Origin of the sequence: Pseudomonas fluorescens (assembly GCF_902497785.1) — a bacterium.
In the GTDB taxonomy this organism is placed as follows: Bacteria; Pseudomonadota; Gammaproteobacteria; order Pseudomonadales; family Pseudomonadaceae; genus Aquipseudomonas; species Aquipseudomonas fluorescens_BO.
The window spans coordinates 104834-122586 of sequence record NZ_CABVHK010000012.1; the positions used below are offsets into that span (position 1 = coordinate 104834).

Annotated in this window: 16 protein-coding genes; 2 read left to right on the top strand and 14 right to left on the bottom strand. The window is 58.0% G+C overall.

Translation table 11 applies throughout. From position 1 onward, the window contains the following. Positions 1 to 71 precede the first annotated feature (71 nt). Both F8N62_RS18840 and F8N62_RS18845 read right to left on the bottom strand, forming a co-directional pair. Positions 72 to 524, bottom strand: coding sequence for a PaaI family thioesterase (locus tag F8N62_RS18840; RefSeq protein ID WP_150712087.1), 453 nt, complete (start codon positions 522 to 524; stop codon positions 72 to 74). Beyond that, complete coding sequence (locus tag F8N62_RS18845; protein WP_150712088.1) at positions 521 to 997, bottom strand: PaaI family thioesterase; 477 nt, start codon at positions 995 to 997, stop codon at positions 521 to 523. The genes F8N62_RS18840 and F8N62_RS18845 overlap by 4 nt, the downstream gene beginning before the upstream one ends. 158 nt (positions 998 to 1155) lie before the next feature. Here F8N62_RS18845 and F8N62_RS18850 point away from each other — a divergent pair, with 158 nt between their 5' ends. Then, positions 1156 to 1389 carry a hypothetical protein gene (locus F8N62_RS18850; protein ID WP_150712089.1) on the top strand — a complete coding sequence of 78 codons (234 nt, stop codon included), beginning with the start codon at positions 1156 to 1158 and terminating at the stop codon, positions 1387 to 1389. A gap of 67 nt (positions 1390 to 1456) precedes the next feature. Here F8N62_RS18850 and F8N62_RS18855 read toward each other — a convergent pair whose 3' ends face one another. The 12 genes from F8N62_RS18855 to sdhC form a co-directional block, all read right to left on the bottom strand. Continuing rightward, a complete protein-coding gene (locus tag F8N62_RS18855) occupies positions 1457 to 1858 on the bottom strand; it encodes an MAPEG family protein (protein ID WP_150712090.1) in 402 nt (133 codons plus the stop codon). Beyond that, positions 1858 to 2595, bottom strand: a complete 738-nt coding sequence (locus F8N62_RS18860; RefSeq protein WP_150712091.1) for a DUF599 domain-containing protein — start codon at positions 2593 to 2595, stop codon at positions 1858 to 1860. Before F8N62_RS18860 ends, F8N62_RS18855 begins: the two co-directional genes overlap by 1 nt. Before the next feature lie 261 nt (positions 2596 to 2856). Continuing rightward, positions 2857 to 4170, bottom strand: a complete 1314-nt coding sequence (brnQ, locus tag F8N62_RS18865) for a branched-chain amino acid transport system II carrier protein (RefSeq protein ID WP_150712092.1) — start codon at positions 4168 to 4170, stop codon at positions 2857 to 2859. 374 nt (positions 4171 to 4544) lie between these two features. Then, positions 4545 to 5426 (bottom strand): succinate--CoA ligase subunit alpha, encoded by an 882-nt coding sequence (sucD, locus tag F8N62_RS18870; RefSeq protein WP_150712093.1) that lies wholly within the window; start codon positions 5424 to 5426, stop codon positions 4545 to 4547. Next, a complete protein-coding gene (gene sucC, locus F8N62_RS18875; RefSeq protein WP_008148602.1) occupies positions 5426 to 6592 on the bottom strand; it encodes an ADP-forming succinate--CoA ligase subunit beta in 1167 nt (388 codons plus the stop codon). Before sucC ends, sucD begins: the two co-directional genes overlap by 1 nt. A 195-nt stretch (positions 6593 to 6787) precedes the next feature. Then, positions 6788 to 8224 (bottom strand): dihydrolipoyl dehydrogenase, encoded by a 1437-nt coding sequence (gene lpdA, locus F8N62_RS18880; RefSeq protein WP_150712094.1) that lies wholly within the window; start codon positions 8222 to 8224, stop codon positions 6788 to 6790. Between the two features lie 110 nt (positions 8225 to 8334). Further along, complete coding sequence (odhB, locus tag F8N62_RS18885) at positions 8335 to 9558, bottom strand: 2-oxoglutarate dehydrogenase complex dihydrolipoyllysine-residue succinyltransferase (RefSeq protein ID WP_150712095.1); 1224 nt, start codon at positions 9556 to 9558, stop codon at positions 8335 to 8337. Between the two features lie 42 nt (positions 9559 to 9600). Further along, the gene (locus F8N62_RS18890; protein ID WP_150712096.1) at positions 9601 to 12432 is read right to left on the bottom strand and encodes a 2-oxoglutarate dehydrogenase E1 component; all 2832 of its coding nucleotides are present in this window, start codon (positions 12430 to 12432) and stop codon (positions 9601 to 9603) included. 259 nt (positions 12433 to 12691) lie between these two features. Beyond that, positions 12692 to 13396: a succinate dehydrogenase iron-sulfur subunit gene (locus F8N62_RS18895; protein ID WP_150712097.1), complete on the bottom strand. Its 705-nt coding sequence runs from the start codon at positions 13394 to 13396 to the stop codon at positions 12692 to 12694. A gap of 11 nt (positions 13397 to 13407) precedes the next feature. Continuing rightward, complete coding sequence (sdhA, locus tag F8N62_RS18900; RefSeq protein WP_008032662.1) at positions 13408 to 15183, bottom strand: succinate dehydrogenase flavoprotein subunit; 1776 nt, start codon at positions 15181 to 15183, stop codon at positions 13408 to 13410. A gap of 3 nt (positions 15184 to 15186) precedes the next feature. After that, positions 15187 to 15555 carry a succinate dehydrogenase, hydrophobic membrane anchor protein gene (sdhD, locus tag F8N62_RS18905; protein ID WP_150712098.1) on the bottom strand — a complete coding sequence of 123 codons (369 nt, stop codon included), beginning with the start codon at positions 15553 to 15555 and terminating at the stop codon, positions 15187 to 15189. Next, complete coding sequence (gene sdhC / locus F8N62_RS18910; RefSeq protein ID WP_150712099.1) at positions 15549 to 15923, bottom strand: succinate dehydrogenase, cytochrome b556 subunit; 375 nt, start codon at positions 15921 to 15923, stop codon at positions 15549 to 15551. The genes sdhD and sdhC overlap by 7 nt, the downstream gene beginning before the upstream one ends. A 363-nt stretch (positions 15924 to 16286) precedes the next feature. Between sdhC and gltA the strand changes: the two genes are divergently transcribed. Further along, entirely contained in the window at positions 16287 to 17576 is a 1290-nt protein-coding gene (gene gltA / locus F8N62_RS18915) for a citrate synthase (protein WP_150712100.1), read from the top strand. Positions 17577 to 17753 lie beyond the last annotated feature (177 nt).

A 17753-nucleotide genomic window follows, 5' to 3' on the forward strand; every position in this document is an offset into this window, starting at 1 on the left:
CTCCAATCAGATGGCAGTGGCCACGACCTAGAGGGTCGGCGGCGGGTTGTCATCAAAGTTGGGGGCTCGGTTCAGGATTTCAAGGGCTCATCGATTTTGAAATGGGCGCGGGCCGTGGCGATGGGCTCGGATTCGGTGGTTTGCCAGGCGGTCACCGCAACGTTTGCCACACGCCGCCCCTGACGACACACCTGACATTTGGCCCAGGTGTCACGAAACTGCCCCGCTCGCAAGTAATCGAGGGAGAAATCGATAATCTTCGGCACGCCGGGCGAACCCGTAAGAATCAGCAAGTGCAAGGCGGCGGACAGCTCCATGAACCCGGCAATCACTCCGCCGTGGATCGCCGGCAACAAAGGGTTGCCAATGTTGTGCTTGTTGGTTGGCAGGCGAAACAACAGATCATCTCCGACCCGCGAGCATTCGATACCAATCAATTTGGCGTAGGGAATCAAGTGCAGCAGCGAGGCGTAGTCGCCCTGCTCGTGGGCCATTTGCAGTTGTTCCTTGAAGTTGTCGCTCATTTCGCGCCTCCGGCGATGACGCCACCAAAGCCTTTGGTGCCCTTGACGGCCTTGCCCATGCGCATAAATGTGCCCACCACATGGGCAATCGGCTGGTCGGGGTCGTCCTGATAGGCAAAACCACGGGCAAAGATCACGTCGGTGGTGACGCGATAGCACTGGGCAAAGCCGTACACGTCTTTATGCGGCTCGGCGGCGTGCATGTAGTCGATGCGCAGATCGAGCGTCGGGCAGACTTCGAATTCGGGCAGCACGCACAGGGTCGACATGCCGCACGCGGTGTCCATCAGGGTCGTCAGAGCCCCGCCATGGATCACGCCGGTCAGCGGGTTGCCGACAATTTGCGGGCTGTATGGCAAGACGACCGTTAGTCCGTCGCCGTTGGCATTGTGAACTCGAAGTCCGAGTACCTGACAGTGCGGCAACGCCGATAAAAATCGCGTCGCACGCTCAAAAACGGGGGTTTCGGCCATCTGGGAAACACTCTTGATAGTGTTGCGAAATCGCACTTGGCGTGCGAGCTAAAAGTTCCGGTAAGAATAATCTTATATATCTGAGCGAATTGAGGAACTTAACCTTGGCGGCTGTGCTCGAAAGGCCAGTAGATATATTCCATAAGGAGAAACACCCCATGCGTAAGACTTTAGCTATTGCCTTGATGTTGACCGCTTCCCTCGGTCTCGCAGCCTGCGATAAAAAATCCGAGGACAAAGCTCAAGATGCCAACGAACATGCTGAGCAAGCTCAGCAAGACATGAACAAAGCTCAGGATAAAGTGAACGACGCTGCAAAAGAAAACGCCGAAGCTGCCAAAGCTCAGGCTGAATCGAACGAAGCAGCTGCAAAAGAAGCACCTAAAAACTAATACGGTTTTTAGCGTGGTAAGGAAAACCCGCCTGGTGCGGGTTTTCTTTTGCCTGTCATTTGCGCTCTTAGAGCAAAATGGTTTTAAAAGTCGGACTAATCATCAATAACAGCGAACACACTAGTCCGACGAACCACACCAGACTTCGCTGCCAGGCGAGATCACCCCAGTAACACAACAAATAAATCACTCGGGTAATCACGAAGATAATGGCGAGCGTATCAATCAGCCACCCCGCCGTCTGCGTGGTGTGCGCCATCAACACCCCCACCGCAAACAGGATGAACGCTTCAATACTGTTTTGATGCGCCGCCAGTGCCCGGGCTCCGAAACCGGTGAGCTGGGCCTGTTGCTGACGAGGCAGGTGATTGTTGTAACCGCCCTGCTCCTTCATGGCCTTGGCCACCGGCATGCGTGCCACGTAAATCAGCAAGGCACTGATAAACACACACCAGAACGGAATACTCATCAAGCGGCCTCCTTGTTCGCGTCAGGCAATGGCGCCTCTGTAGGGGTATAGACCATCACGTCGAGAACGTCGGAATGAAACTCGCGGCGATAGAGCACCAGCACCACGCCGGTACTCATCAACATGAACAGCCACGGGCTGACGAACCAGGCGAGCATGGTCATGCCGAAGTAATAGGACCGCAGGCCAAAGTTGAACTGGTTGGCTGCCATTGAGATGACACGCGCCGCACGTGCCGCGAAGGCTTTGCGCTCCTGCTCCGAGACATGGCGCTCGCCGACCATCGGCGCCGACCCGATCAGGATGGCCGCGAAGTTGTACTGGCGCATGCACCAGCTGAAGGTGAAGAACGCATACACAAACACCATCGCCAGGCACAGTAACTTGATCTCCGACATCCCCTGCGAAGCCTGTTGCACCATCGGGATATCCGCCAGCAACGACACCGCCCGTTCCGACGCGCCCAGCACGGTGAGAATACCGGCGAGGATAATCAGCGTGCTCGATGCGAAGAACGAGGCGTTGCGTTCGAGGTTGCCCACCACACTGGCGTCGGCGATGCGGTTGTCGCGCAGCAGCATCCGGCGCATCCAGTCTTCGCGATACAGGTGCAGCACGCTGGCCAGGCACGCGGTGTCGCGGCCCTTCCACGTCGCATAACGGGTGTACCCGCCCCAGCAAATGGCGAACCAGACGGCGGCGAGGATGTGGATCAGGTTGGCTTGGATAAACGACATGCAGGTCCTTGTGATGTAGTGGCAAAGGCAAAACTGTGGGAGCGAGCTTGCTCGCGATAGCGGACTTTCAGCCAACACCTGTACGGAATGTTATGCACCCATCGCGAGCAAGCTCGCTCCCACATGGTTTTTTTGCAATGCTTCGACGTTAGCGCATGGAAAAAGACACTGCATCATGCCCATAAAAAATGCCCCGTATCGATTGATACGGGGCATTTCTATTTTTGCTCATCACCCGCTTGTGGCAAGTGGTGAAGCGATCTAGGCAATCGCGGCGCGGCGCTTACCCATCGCGCGGTCACAAGCGGCCACAAAGACCAGCGTCATGACCGACGGCACCAGCCACGCCAGGCCTTGCTCGCTCAGCGGCAGCGTCGTCAGCGGCGCCGGCATCCATCCTGCCAGCCCTGCGCCCTTGAGCGCGTCGACCAGGCCGATGATGAACGACACCAGCATCACCGGGCCGACGATGCGGCTTTGCTCATTCCAGAAATCCTTACAAAAGCTCAGCGCCACCAGGACGATGCACGGCGGATAGATCGCCGTGAGTACCGGGATCGAGAACGCGATCAGATTGGTCAGGCCCAGGTTGGACACCAGCAACGAGAATGCAGCAAGGATGATCACCAATGTCTTGTAGGACAGTGGCAGCACGCGGCTGAAGTATTCGGCACAGGCGCAGGTCAGACCGACCGCCGTCACCAGGCACGCCAGCGAGATCAGTACCGCGAGGAAACCACTGCCCAACGAACCAAAGGTGTGTTGAACATAGGCGTGCAGCACAGCCGCGCCGTTGGTGGCGCCGGCCGCCACCTCATGGCTGCCCGAACCGAGACGGAACAGGCTGACGTACACCAGCGCCAGACCGACACCGGCAATCAGCCCGGCGATGATCGCGTAACGGGTGATCAGCGCCGGAGAATCGACGCCACGGGAGCGAATGGCGTTGACGATGACGATGCCGAACACCAGCGCACCCAGGGTATCCATGGTCAGGTAACCATTGATGAAGCCTTGGGAAAACGGTGCTGCGACGTACTCCGGAGTCGCGACGCCGATATCACCGGCGGGCAATGCGAACGCAGCGATGCCGAGCACGGCCAGGGCGATGATCTTCAACGGTGCGAGGAAACGACCAACGGTGTCGAGCAAACGGCCCGGGTACAAAGAGATGAAGAACACCAGCAGGAAATACACCGAGCTGTAGAGGAACAGCGCCAGCGGACTTTCGCCGGTCAGCGGCGCCAGGCCGACTTCAAACGATACGGTCGCCGTGCGCGGCGTCGCGAACAGCGGGCCGACCGCCAGATAGCACGCGGCGGCCAACACGCCGCCGGCGATCTTGCCGATCGGGCTGCTCAGGGCATCCATCGCGCCGCCGACCTTGGCCAGGGCGACTACGGTGATCACCGGCAGACCGACCGCGGTGATCAGAAAGCCCAGCGCCGCCATCCAGACATGGGGCCCGGACTGCAAACCGACGATAGGCGGGAAGATGATATTGCCAGCCCCGACAAACAGGGCAAACGTCATAAAACCAAGTGCCAGGATGTCCTGGCCTTTCAACACTTTCATTAAGGAAATACCACACTACTGAATCGGAATTTAGAGAGGGATTTCCCTTTTGGGTGAGGGAAATGCTGTCGATCCGCATAGAACCGACCCTTTAGCGCGAAGCTTCCTTGTGGGACGCGGACGCAAAAATGGCGGTTAGCCTAACGAATTTGGCCGACAAACGCACTGTTAGGGGGCGAACATTCCGATCTACGACATTTTTGTGTCGCGTTTACGTATTAAAAAGATCAAAAGATCGCAGCCTTCGGCAGCTCCTACGGGAAATGCGATCCCATGTAGGAGCTGCCGAAGGCTGCGATCTTTTGATCGTCAGAAACAACAAAGGCCACCCGAAGGTGGCCTTTGTCAGCAGAGTTACAAGCTAAGCGCGAGGCTTACTTGATCGCCCAACCGGTCAGCTCGGACAAAGCCTTGCCGATGTCTGCCAGCGAACGCACGGTTTTCACGCCTGCGTCTTCCAGGGCAGCGAACTTCTCGTCTGCAGTGCCTTTGCCGCCAGAGATGATTGCGCCAGCATGGCCCATGCGCTTGCCCGCAGGGGCAGTCACACCAGCGATGTAGGAAACAACCGGCTTGGTCACGTGTGCCTTGATGTAGGCAGCCGCTTCTTCTTCAGCCGAACCGCCGATCTCACCGATCATCACGATCGCTTCGGTCTTCGGGTCTTCCTGGAACAGCTTCAGGATGTCGATGAAGTTCGAACCCGGGATCGGGTCACCGCCGATGCCGACGCAAGTCGACTGACCGAAACCGGCGTCAGTGGTCTGCTTCACAGCTTCGTAGGTCAGGGTGCCGGAACGGGAAACGATACCGACCTTGCCTGGCAAGTGAATGTGACCTGGCATGATGCCGATCTTGCATTCGCCTGGAGTGATCACGCCTGGGCAGTTAGGACCGATCAGGACTACGCCCAGTTCGTCGCACTTGACCTTGGCATCCAGCATGTCCAGGGTAGGAATGCCTTCAGTGATGCAAACGATCAGCTTGATGCCGCCGAACGCTGCTTCCAGGATGGAGTCCTTGCAGAAAGGAGCTGGAACGTAGATCACGCTGGCAGTGGCGCCAGTTTTAGCTACAGCGTCTTTCACGGTGTTGAACACTGGCAGACCCAGGTGCTCGGTGCCGCCTTTGCCCGGAGTTACGCCGCCAACCATCTTGGTGCCGTATTCGATGGCTTGCTGGGTGTGGAAACTACCTTGCGAACCGGTAATACCCTGGCAGATAACTTTGGTGTCTTTATTGATCAGGACGCTCATTATTTGCCCTCCGCAGCTTTAACGACTTGTTGAGCAGCGTCGGTCAGGCTGGTAGCAGCGATGATGTTCAAACCGCTTTCTGCCAGTACTTTAGCGCCCAGCTCAGCGTTGTTGCCTTCAAGGCGAACAACAACCGGGATTTTCACGCCGACTTCTTTCACTGCGCCGATGATGCCTTCGGCAATCATGTCGCAACGAACGATGCCGCCGAAGATGTTGACCAATACTGCAGCGACGTTAGTGTCGGACAGGATGATCTTGAACGCTTCGGTCACGCGTTCTTTGGTAGCACCGCCGCCCACGTCGAGGAAGTTGGCTGGTTTGCCGCCATGCAGGTTGACGATGTCCATGGTACCCATGGCCAGGCCAGCACCGTTGACCATGCAACCGATGTTGCCTTCCAGCGCTACGTAGTTCAGTTCGAACTTGGCAGCGTGCGCTTCGCGCGGATCGTCTTGCGACGGATCGTGGAAAGTCTTCAGCTTAGGCTGACGGTACATGGCGTTGGCGTCGATGTTGATCTTGGCGTCGAGGCAATGCAGATCGCCGTCAGCCTTGATCACCAGCGGGTTCACTTCCAGCAGAGCCAGGTCGTGATCCTTGAACAGCTTGGCCAGACCTACGAAGATCTTGGCGAACTGGGCAACTTGCTTGCCTTCCAGACCCAGCTGGAATGCCAGCTCGCGACCCTGGAATGGCTGAGCGCCAACCAGTGGATCGATAGTGGCCTTGAGGATTTTCTCAGGGGTGTCGTGAGCGATTTTCTCGATGTCCACGCCACCTTCGGTGGAAGCCATGAACACGATGCGACGGCTCGAACGGTCAACGACAGCGCCCAGGTACAGCTCTTTAGCGATATCAGTGCACGACTCAACCAGGATCTTGGTGACTGGCTGACCATTGGCATCAGTCTGGTAAGTCACCAGACGCTTGCCCAGCCACTGCTGAGCGAATGCTTTGGCGTCTTCTTTGCTGCGAACCAGCTTAACGCCGCCCGCTTTACCGCGACCACCTGCGTGAACCTGGGCTTTGACAACCCACTCGGTCCCGCCGATCTTGTCGCACGCTTCTGCTGCTGCTTCCGGGGTGTCTACGGCGAAACCCTGGGATACTGGCAGGCCGTATTCAGCGAACAGCTGCTTACCCTGATACTCGTGAAGATTCATGCTTATTACCGTCTTCGTTAGGTACTGCGCATTCGGTGCTGCACTTGTTCAGTGCCGCACCACCTGTGACTGCTGCTTGCGTAGCCTTTCCGGACAACCGGTGCAACTACGCAAGGCTGCGTCCAGCGGATATTCCGCGGTGAGACTTGCATGCAAGGCTCACGACGGGCCACTCCGCCGTGGTTTCTTATTGTCTTAACGCTTCTTGCGGTTGGCGATGTGGATGGCGCCGCCATTCACTGCCAAAGCTGCTTCGTGCAGTGCTTCAGACAGGGTCGGATGGGAGAAAACCATCATGCCCAGGTCTTCAGCGCTGGTGCCGAACTCCATGCCGATCGCGCCCTGCTGAACCAGTTCTGCAGCGCTCGGGCCAATCACGTGGACGCCCAGTACGCGGTCAGTCTTGGCATCGGCAATGACTTTCACGAAACCGCCGGTATCGTTGGCGGCCATGGCACGGCCACTGGCGGCGAACGGGAAGGTGCCAACGTTAACTTCAACGCCTTCAGCCTTCAAGACCTGCTCGGTTTTGCCGACCCACGCGATTTCCGGGTGAGTATAAATAACAGACGGGATCAGGTCATAGTTGATTTGGGCTTTGTGGCCCTTGATGCGCTCAACCACCATGATGCCTTCTTCGGACGCCTTGTGCGCCAGCATCATGCCGCGAACCACGTCGCCGATCGCGTAAACGCCCGGCACGCTGGTGGCGCACTGGTCGTCAACGAACACGAAACCGCGCTCGTCGATGGTCACACCGCTGTCGGCAGCCAACAGTTCGGTGGTCACTGGACGGCGACCAACGGCAACGATCAGCTTGTCGAACGTGATGTTCTGTTCGCCATTGGCATCGGTGTAGTTCACCACGACTTCGTCGCCGCTCACTTTGGAACCGGTAACACGAGCGCCCAGCTTGATGTCCAGACCTTGTTTGGTCAGGGTTTTGTAGGCTTCCTTGGAAACCGCTTCGTCAGCTGCTGGCAGGAACTTCTCCAGGGCTTCCAGAACCACGACTTCGGAACCCAGACGCGACCAGACCGAACCCAGTTCCAGGCCGATCACGCCAGCGCCGATAACGCCCAGGCGTTTAGGCACGGTCTGGAATTCCAGTGCGCCGGTCGAATCGACGATCACGTTCTGGTCAACCGGAGCCGGTGGAATGTCGATCGGACGCGAGCCCGAAGCCAGGATCACGTTCTCGGCTTCGATGATTTCGACGGTGCCGTCTGGCTTGGTCAGCTCGACTTTCTTGCCGGCCAGCAGTTTGCCGTGGCCTTGCAGGGAAGTTACGCCGTTGGCCTTGAACAGGGTGGCAACGCCAGAGGTCAGGCCTTTGACGATGTTGGCTTTACGGCCAACCATTGCCGCCACGTCCATGGTCACGCCAGCGTGATTGATACCGTGGATCGCGAAGCCTTCTTTGGCTTCCTTGTACTTCCAGGAGCTGTCCAGCAGCGCCTTGGATGGAATGCAGCCGACGTTCAGGCAAGTACCGCCGAGGGCCAGTTTGCCTTCCTTGTCGGTGTATTTCTCGATGCAGGCAGTGGAGAGGCCCAGCTGCGCAGCCTTGATGGCAGCCACGTAACCGCCAGGGCCCGCGCCAATCACTACCACGTCGAATTTCTGAGTCATGTGTCATTCCTTCTCGAATCAAACCGGACAATCCCTTTTGGGGACTGTCGTGGGACGAAGCTGGTCATTACAGGAGGGCCGCCCATCACTGGTCGGCCCGTGCAACGTAATCAGATATCCAGCAGCAAACGAGCCGGGTCTTCCAGCAGGTTCTTGATGGTAACCAGGAAGGTCACAGCTTCTTTGCCATCGATCAGACGGTGATCGTAGGACAGAGCCAGGTACATCATCGGACGGATAACCACCTGACCGTTGATCGCCATAGGACGCTGCAGAATGTTGTGCATGCCCAGGATAGCTGCTTGCGGCGGGTTGACGATCGGGGTCGACATCATCGAACCGAAGGTACCACCGTTGGTGATGGTGAACGTGCCGCCGGTCATTTCGTCCATCGACAGTTTGCCGTCACGCGCCTTCTTGCCGAAGGTGGCGATGCCGCCTTCGATTTCAGCCAGGCTCATCAGTTCGGCGTTACGCAGGACCGGTACAACCAGGCCGCGGTCGCTGGAAACAGCAACACCGACGTCGGCGTAGCCGTGGTAGACGATGTCGGCACCGTCGATCGACGCGTTGACAGCCGGGAAGCGTTTCAGCGCTTCGGTGGCAGCCTTGACGAAGAACGACATGAAGCCCAGGCGTACGCCGTTGTGGGACTTCTCGAACAGGTCCTTGTACTTCGAACGCAGGGCCATGACTTCGGTCATGTCGACTTCGTTGAAGGTGGTCAGCATCGCCATGTTCGACTGCGCTTCTACCAGGCGCTTGGCCACGGTAGCGCGAACGCGGGTCATCGGAACGCGCTTCTCGATGCGGTCGCCAGCGGCGAACACAGGAGCAGCGGCGGCCGGTGCAGCCGCCTTGGCAGGCGCGGCAGCCGGAGCGGCTTTCTTGGCAGCAACGGCTGCAACCACGTCTTCCTTGGTCACACGACCGCCTTTGCCAGTGCCGGCAACGGAAGCGATGTTGATACCGTTTTCTTCAGCCAGCTTGCGAGCAGCCGGTGCAGCAACCGGATCGTCTTCGCCTTCGGCAGCCGGAGCAGCGGCTTGTGCGGCGGCCGGAGCAGCAGCGGCAGCAGCTGGAGCGGCAGCAGCGCCGCCCGCTTCGATGGAGCCCAGAACTTCGTCGGACAGAACGGTGTCGCCTTCGTTCTTGACGATAGCGCCCAGCACGCCGTCGGCGGTGGCCAACACTTCCAGCACAACCTTGTCGGTTTCGATGTCGACGATCAGGTCGTCACGCTTTACAGCGTCGCCGGGTTGTTTGTGCCAGGTGGCAACGGTGCCATCGGCAACCGATTCCGGGAAAGTGGGGGCTTTGATTTCGATAGCCATTATCTGTGAGTCCTTAAATTCGGTTTCAGGTGCGCGAAGGCGTTAAACAGTAAAGGCGTCTTGCAGCAGTTTTTCCTGCTGCTCAGCGTGCATCGATGCATAACCACAAGCAGGTGCAGCAGAAGCATCACGGCCGGCGTACTCGAGAACGAGCGCCTTGTTGTGATTGCCAACGATGCGGCGCATGTGATGCTGGCTGCAGTACCAGGCACCCTGGTTCATCGGCTCTTCCTGACACCAAACGATATGTTTGAGGTTGGTGTACGGAGCCAGGACTTCGTTCAAGTCGTCCTCAGGGAATGGGTACAGCTGCTCGATACGCACGATGGCGATGTCATCACGACCTTCGGCACGGCGTTTTTCCAGCAGGTCGTAGTAGACCTTGCCGCTACACAGAACAACACGCTCGACCTTTTTCGGGTCCAGTGCATCGATTTCCGGGATCACGGTCTGGAACGAACCTTCGGCCAGATCTTCCAGGGTCGATACGGCCAGTTTGTGACGCAGCAGCGACTTTGGAGTCAGCACGATCAACGGCTTGCGCAGCGGGCGAATCACCTGACGACGCAGCAAGTGGTAGATCTGCGCCGGCGTAGTCGGTACCGCTACCTGAATGTTGTGCTCGGCGCACAGTTGCAGGTAACGCTCCAGACGCGCCGACGAGTGCTCCGGCCCCTGACCTTCATAACCGTGCGGCAGTAGCATGGTCAGACCGCAGAGACGGCCCCACTTGTGCTCGCCACTGGTGATGAACTGGTCGATAACCACCTGGGCACCGTTGGCGAAGTCGCCGAACTGGGCTTCCCAGATCACCAGCGCCTCAGGCGTGGTGGTCGAGTAACCGTATTCGAACGCCAGCACGGCTTCTTCGGACAGGAACGAATCGTACAGGTCGAAACGTGGCTGGCCCTTGTACAGGTTTTGCAGCGGGATATAGGTGCCCGCGTCTTTCTGGTTGTGCAAGACAGCGTGACGGTGCGAGAACGTACCGCGGCCGATGTCCTGACCCGTCATGCGAATCGGGTGACCTTCGAACGCCAGGGTCGCGTACGCCATGGTTTCGGCGTAACCCCAGTTGATCGGCAGGCCGCCGGCTTGCATCTTCTGACGGTCTTCGTAGATTTTCGAAACCTGGCGCTGAACCACAAAGCCTTCCGGAATTTCCAGCAGCTTGGCGGACAGTTCCTGCAAGGTTTTCAGGTCGAAACGCGTGTCGTGACGCGCAGTCCAGGCGTGGCCCAGATACGGACGCCAGTCCACGAACAACTCTTTGTTCGGCTCTTTGACCAGGCTCTTTACAACATGCAGGCCGTTGTCGAGTGCGTTGCGGTATTCGTCGACTTTCGCCTGAACACGCTCTGCATCCAGCACACCGCCCTGGGTCAGACGATCGGCATACAGCTCACGGGTTGTGCGCTGCTTGGTGATCTGCTGATACATGATCGGCTGGGTGCCGCTTGGCTCGTCGGCTTCGTTGTGGCCGCGACGACGGTAGCAGACCAGGTCGATCACCACGTCACGCTTGAACTGCATGCGGTAATCGATGGCCAGCTGGGTCACGAACAATACGGCTTCCGGATCATCACCATTCACATGGAGGATTGGCGCCTGGATCATCTTCGCAACGTCGGTCGCGTACTCGGTGGAGCGCGAGTCCAGCGGGTTGCTGATGGTGAAACCAACCTGGTTGTTGATCACGATGTGCACGGTGCCGCCGGTTTTGAAACCGCGGGTCTGCGACATCTGGAAGGTTTCCATCACCACGCCCTGACCGGCAAATGCCGCGTCACCGTGGATGGAGATCGGCAGAACCTTCTCGCCGGTAGGGTCGTTACGACGATCCTGGCGGGCGCGAACCGAACCCTCGACCACTGGAGAAACGATTTCCAGGTGGGACGGGTTGAACGCCATCGCGAGGTGAACTTCACCGCCGGTAGTCATGACGTTGGACGAGAAGCCCTGGTGATATTTAACGTCACCGGAACCCAGCTCGACCTTCTTCTTGCCTTCGAACTCGTCGAACAGCTCGCGCGGGTTCTTGCCGAAGGTGTTGACCAGCACGTTGAGACGGCCACGGTGGGCCATGCCGATAACGATTTCCTTGGTGCCGTAGGAACCGGAACGCTGGATCAGCTCGTCGAGCATCGGAATCAAGCTCTCGCCGCCTTCCAGACCGAAACGCTTGGTACCCGGGTATTTGGTGCCCAGGTATTTTTCCAGGCCTTCGCCCGCAGTCACGCGCTCAAGCAGGTGGCTCTTGATGTCCGCAGAGTACGTCGGACGACCACGCACGCTTTCCAGACGCTGCTGGAACCACTGGCGCTGCTCGGAATCGGTGATATGCGTAAATTCAGCGCCGATGGTGCGGCAATATGTCTGCTGCAACGCTTCGTGAATTTCGCGTAGGCTCGCCTCCTCTTTGCCGATAAACAGGTCGCCGGCACGGAAGGTCGTATCAAGATCGGCATTGGTCAAGCCGTAATGATTGATCGACAGGTCTGCAGGTGCAGGACGCTGCCACAGCCCCAGCGGATCAAGCTGGGCTGCCTGGTGGCCACGCATACGGTAGGCCTGGATCAATCGCAGCACTTCAACTTGCTTCTTCTCGTGCTCACTGCTCACGCTGCCGGCGGAAACCGGTTGTGCGCGGCGCTGGTTCTTTGCCAGCAAGACGAAATGATCGCGAATTGTGGAGTGCGAAACATCGGTGGCAGTGTTGCCGTCAGCAGGCAACTTCTGAAAGTAGGTGCGCCACTCTTCTGGCACAGCGTTAGGGTCGTGCAGGTAGAGCTCGTAGAGCTCTTCCACATAGGCAGCGTTACTACCGGACAGGTAGGCGCTGTTCCACATGCGCTGCATCACGCTTTCTTGCATGCTTGGTCACCCTCGGTTAGGGGAACACCACCGGCGTCGACACCGAGCACACTTGCAGAAGTCCGAATGCAGCGACTAAAACAAGCCACTTAGGATCACGCTGATAGTCCGGGTACCAGCCCGGATGCCCCTGCTTGTCTCATTTCTTCAAAATAAGAGCGGCTGCTTTGTAAGCTGCTGCTCAGGTTAAAACTACGGCGCCGGTTGAAGCCTGCGCCGTAGCATCTACGGGTACAGCGGTCCTGCAGTTACAGCTGAATCACACGCCGCTTTGCAGCAGCATGTTACGTACGTGACCGATGGCCTTAGTCGGGTTCAGGCCTTTCGGGCAGACGTTGACGCAGTTCATGATCCCGCGGCAGCGGAATACGCTGAACGGGTCATCCAGCGAAGCCAGACGCTCGGAAGTCTTGGTGTCGCGGCTGTCTGCCAGGAAGCGGTACGCTTGCAGCAGGGCAGCTGGACCCAGGAATTTGTCCGGGTTCCACCAGAAGGACGGGCAAGAGGTCGAGCAGCAAGCGCACAGGATGCACTCGTACAGACCGTCGAGTTTTTCACGCTCTTCCGGAGTCTGCAGACGCTCGATGGCCGGAGCCGGCGTGTCGTTCTGCAGGAATGGCTTAACCTTCTCGTATTGCTTGTAGAAGATGCTCATATCGACGACCAGGTCACGGATAACCGGCAAGCCTGGCAGCGGACGAACGATCAACTTGTTACCTTTTACGACAGCGGACAGCGGCGTCACGCACGCCAGACCGTTTTTGCCGTTGATGTTCATGCCGTCGGAACCGCACACACCTTCACGGCAAGAGCGACGATAGGAGAAACCTTCGTCCTGCTCTTTGATCAGGGCCAGCACGTCCAGCACCATCAGGTCTTTACCACCGGTATCAACCTGGAATTCCTGCATGAACGGCGCAGCGTCCTGATCAGGGTTGTAGCGATAAACACTGACTTGCAACATGGCGGCCACCCTTAATAAGTCCGAATCTTAGGTTCAAAAGTCGGAACAGTCTTCGGCGAGAAGTTCACGGCACGCTTGGTCACGCGCTTGTCACCCGGGAAGTACAGGGTGTGGCACAGCCAGTTTTCATCGTCGCGATCTTCGTAGTCTTCACGGGCGTGCGCGCCGCGGGACTCTTTGCGGATCTCTGCAGCGATGGCGGTGGCTTCGGCCACTTCCAGCAGGTTTTGCAGTTCCAGGGCTTCGATTCGAGCGGTGTTGAACGCCTGGCTCTTGTCGTTGATCTTGACGTTGGCGATACGGCCACGCAGATCAGCCAGTTGAGCAATACCCTTCTGCATGTATTCGCCAGTACGGAATACACCGAAGTAGTTCTGCATGCAGCTTTGCAGCTCTTTACGCAGCGTGGCGACGTCTTCGCCTTCGGTACGCGAGTTCAAGCCATCGAGGCGCGCCAGGGCAGCGTCGATGTCGGACTGGCGAGGACGAGCGTAATCAACGCCTTCTTTCAGGGTCTGCTCGAGGAACAGACCGGCAGCACGACCGAATACCACCAGGTCGAGCAGCGAGTTGCCGCCCAGACGGTTGGCACCGTGAACCGATACGCAAGCCACTTCGCCTACAGCGAACAGGCCCGGGATGATCTGGTCAACGCCGTCAGCGTCCTGAGTGATTGCCTGGCCATGAATGTTGGTGGCTACGCCACCCATCATGTAGTGGCAGGTTGGAACGACCGGAATCGGCGCCACGGCTGGATCGACGTGAGCGAAGGTCTTGGACAGTTCCATGATGCCTGGCAGACGACTGTGCAGAACTTCTTCACCGAGGTGATCGAGTTTCAGCATTACGTGGTCGCCATCCGGACCGCAACCGTTGCCGGCGATGATTTCCTTAACCATCGAACGGGCAACTACGTCGCGACCAGCCAGGTCTTTGGCGTTCGGAGCATAACGCTCCATGAAACGCTCGCCGTGCTTGTTGATCAGGTAACCGCCTTCACCGCGGCAGCCTTCAGTAACCAGTACACCGGCGCCGGCGATGCCGGTCGGGTGGAACTGCCACATTTCAATGTCTTGTACCGGCACGCCAGCACGCAGAGCCATGCCGACGCCGTCACCGGTGTTGATCAGGGCGTTGGTGGTGGACGAGTAGATACGGCCTGCACCGCCAGTCGCCAGTACGGTGGCGTTAGCGCGGACGTAGGAGGTTTCGCCGGTTTCGATGCAGATGACGATCATGCCGACAAAGGCACCGTCTTCGTTCTTCACCAGGTCGACGCCGTAGTATTCGTTGAGGAATACGGTGCCGGCCTTGAGGTTGGCCTGGTACAGGGTGTGCAGCAGCGCGTGACCGGTACGGTCGGCAGCGGCGCACGTACGGGCAGCCTGGCCACCTTTACCGAAGTCTTTCGACTGGCCGCCGAACGGACGCTGATAAATGCGGCCTTGCTCGGTACGGGAGAACGGCAGACCCATGTGCTCGAGTTCGAAGACCGCTTCCGGGCCTACGGAACACATGTATTCGATAGCGTCCTGGTCACCGATGTAGTCGGAACCCTTGACGGTATCGTACATGTGCCAGCGCCAGTCATCGTTCGGATCGGCCGAAGCGATGGCGCAGGTGATACCACCCTGGGCGGATACAGTGTGCGAACGAGTCGGGAAAACCTTGGTGACAACGGCAGTCTTGTGACCGCCCTGCGCCAGTTGCAGCGCAGCGCGCATGCCGGCACCGCCGCCGCCAATAATGATGGCGTCGAACGAAAGCGTATTAACTGTAGTAGACATGAATCAGATACCCCAAAGAATCTGCACACCCCAGACGAAGTAGGCGAACATCGCGACGCCGCATACTGCCTGGAAGAGGAAACGTATCGCAGTCGCGGACTTGCCGAACGCCATTGGCGTCAGGTAGTCGGTCGCGATGGTCCACATGCCGACCCAGGCGTGAGCGCCGAGGGCAACGAGAGCCAGGAGACTGAAAATACGCATCCAGTTGTTTGCGAACAGTTCATGCCATTGGGCGTAGCCGATGCCAGGGTTGGCGACGACGTATCCGATCAGGAAAATGAAGTAAGCCGCGAGAACGACCGCAGACACACGTTGTGCCATCCAGTCATAGAGGCCCGAACGCGACAGGTTCGTGACGTTAGTTACCATATCCAGACTCCTGCCAGAACGATTACCACCACGGAAACGGCGATAACGATTTTCGAGCCCAGTTTGCCGCCTTCAAGCGACTCGCCGATGCCCATGTCCATCATCAAATGGCGCACACCGGCAACCAGGTGATAAAGCAAGGCGGACAGGATGCCCCATGTCACTAGCTTGGCTAGCGGACTGGTCAGACACGCTTTCACCTGGTCGAAACCTTCCTGCGAGTCGAGCGACTTGTCCAATGCGTAAAGCATGATGGCCAGGCTGACAAAGAGGATGATTCCGGAGATTCGGTGAAGAATGGACGTGTAAGCAGTGACTGGGAGTTTGATGGTCCTTAGGTCTAGGTTTACAGGTCGTTGGCTATTCACGGCTTTTTTTCACACTGAAGAGCCCCTAACAATCAGGGCAAAGTTGTTGGGGAGTGCACTGGTCAGGTACCCACCACCCAGGGAGTGCGACCCCCAGTAAAGCAGGCCCAAAAGCCCCTGGCGGTCGGAGGCCGAGTATAGACAGTTAGGCTACTAATGACAACGCGTTCACCTTCCCCTAATAGCGCATTGCACAAGTTGGATAAAAGGCGTAAATGGCAGTCAATTTCGAGGAAAAAGTCCGGTTAAAGCCTTGCGGAGCAAGACTTTAGGCAAATTGACATTCGAATTTATCTCACTATAGTGGTGCGGGCCCTGCGTGGGGGGTCTGTCTGATGATTTCAAGCATAAATAGGAGGCCACATGGCTGACAAAAAAGCGCAGTTGATCATCGAGGGCGCAGCCCCCGTCGAGCTGCCCATTTTAACCGGCACCGTTGGTCCCGATGTAATCGATGTTCGGGGCCTGACGGCCACGGGCCGTTTCACCTTTGACCCTGGTTTCATGTCGACAGCTTCCTGCGAGTCGAAGATCACCTATATCGACGGCGACAACGGCATTCTGCTGCACCGCGGCTACCCGATCGAACAGCTGGCTGAAAAGTCGGACTACCTGGAAACCTGCTATCTGCTGCTCAACGGCGAATTGCCGACTGCAGAACAGAAGGCCCAGTTCGTCAGCACCGTGAAGAACCACACCATGGTTCACGAGCAGCTGAAGACGTTCTTCAACGGCTTCCGTCGCGACGCCCACCCGATGGCCGTCATGTGCGGCGTAGTCGGCGCTCTCTCGGCCTTCTACCACGACTCCCTCGACATCAATAACCCGCAGCATCGCGAAATTTCCGCGATCCGCCTGGTTGCCAAGATGCCGACCCTGGCAGCGATGGTTTACAAGTACTCCATGGGTCAACCCATGATGTACCCGCGCAACGACCTGACGTACGCGGAAAACTTCCTGCACATGATGTTCAACACCCCGTGCGAGATCAAACCGATCAGCCCGGTGCTCGCCAAGGCCATGGACCGGATCTTCATCCTCCATGCCGACCACGAGCAGAACGCATCGACCTCCACTGTACGCCTGGCCGGCTCCTCGGGTGCCAACCCGTTCGCCTGCATCGCCGCCGGCATCGCTGCACTGTGGGGCCCTGCCCACGGCGGCGCGAACGAGGCTGTCCTGACCATGCTCGATGAAATTGGCGATGTGTCGAACATCGACAAGTACATCGCCAAGGCCAAGGACAAGAACGATCCGTTCAAACTGATGGGCTTCGGTCACCGGGTTTACAAAAACCGCGACCCACGCGCCACCGTGATGAAAAAGACGTGCGACGAAGTGCTCAAGGAACTGGGGATCAATAACGATCCGCAACTCGAACTGGCCATGCGCCTGGAAGAGATCGCCCTGACCGACCCGTACTTCATCGAGCGCTCGCTGTACCCGAACGTCGACTTCTACTCGGGGATCATCCTCAAGGCGATCGGCATTCCGACCAGCATGTTCACCGTGATCTTCGCCCTGGCGCGGACTGTCGGCTGGATCTCCCACTGGAAAGAAATGCTCTCCAGCCCGTACAAGATTGGCCGTCCACGCCAGCTGTACACCGGCTACGAGTCGCGTGACATCACCAAGCTGGAAGACCGCAAGTAAGACCTGTCTTGCGATAACGTCTTAGCGCTGTATCGAAAACGGCCTCTATTTATATAGAGGCCGTTTTTGTTTGTGCGCTTTGGGTGTGCGCTTTTCCGTTTCTTCGGTAATGGCTGATATTCGTTTCGCCCTTACGGCGAGCCACGCCCAACAAATTTCCCCCTGTGGGAGCGAGCC

Bases quoted from the DNA above. Each gene is read 5' to 3' on its own strand.
- F8N62_RS18840 (WP_150712087.1), bottom strand. From the start codon at position 524: ATGAGCGACAACTTCAAGGAACAACTGCAAATGGCCCACGAGCAGGGC.
- F8N62_RS18845 (WP_150712088.1), bottom strand. From the start codon at position 997: ATGGCCGAAACCCCCGTTTTTGAGCGTGCGACGCGATTTTTATCGGCG.
- F8N62_RS18850 (WP_150712089.1), top strand. From the start codon at position 1,156: ATGCGTAAGACTTTAGCTATTGCCTTGATGTTGACCGCTTCCCTCGGT.
- F8N62_RS18855 (WP_150712090.1), bottom strand. From the start codon at position 1,858: ATGAGTATTCCGTTCTGGTGTGTGTTTATCAGTGCCTTGCTGATTTAC.
- F8N62_RS18860 (WP_150712091.1), bottom strand. From the start codon at position 2,595: ATGTCGTTTATCCAAGCCAACCTGATCCACATCCTCGCCGCCGTCTGG.
- brnQ (WP_150712092.1), bottom strand. From the start codon at position 4,170: ATGAAAGTGTTGAAAGGCCAGGACATCCTGGCACTTGGTTTTATGACG.
- sucD (WP_150712093.1), bottom strand. From the start codon at position 5,426: ATGAGCGTCCTGATCAATAAAGACACCAAAGTTATCTGCCAGGGTATT.
- sucC (WP_008148602.1), bottom strand. From the start codon at position 6,592: ATGAATCTTCACGAGTATCAGGGTAAGCAGCTGTTCGCTGAATACGGC.
- lpdA (WP_150712094.1), bottom strand. From the start codon at position 8,224: ATGACTCAGAAATTCGACGTGGTAGTGATTGGCGCGGGCCCTGGCGGT.
- odhB (WP_150712095.1), bottom strand. From the start codon at position 9,558: ATGGCTATCGAAATCAAAGCCCCCACTTTCCCGGAATCGGTTGCCGAT.
- F8N62_RS18890 (WP_150712096.1), bottom strand. From the start codon at position 12,432: ATGCAAGAAAGCGTGATGCAGCGCATGTGGAACAGCGCCTACCTGTCC.
- F8N62_RS18895 (WP_150712097.1), bottom strand. From the start codon at position 13,396: ATGTTGCAAGTCAGTGTTTATCGCTACAACCCTGATCAGGACGCTGCG.
- sdhA (WP_008032662.1), bottom strand. From the start codon at position 15,183: ATGTCTACTACAGTTAATACGCTTTCGTTCGACGCCATCATTATTGGC.
- sdhD (WP_150712098.1), bottom strand. From the start codon at position 15,555: ATGGTAACTAACGTCACGAACCTGTCGCGTTCGGGCCTCTATGACTGG.
- gltA (WP_150712100.1), top strand. From the start codon at position 16,287: ATGGCTGACAAAAAAGCGCAGTTGATCATCGAGGGCGCAGCCCCCGTC.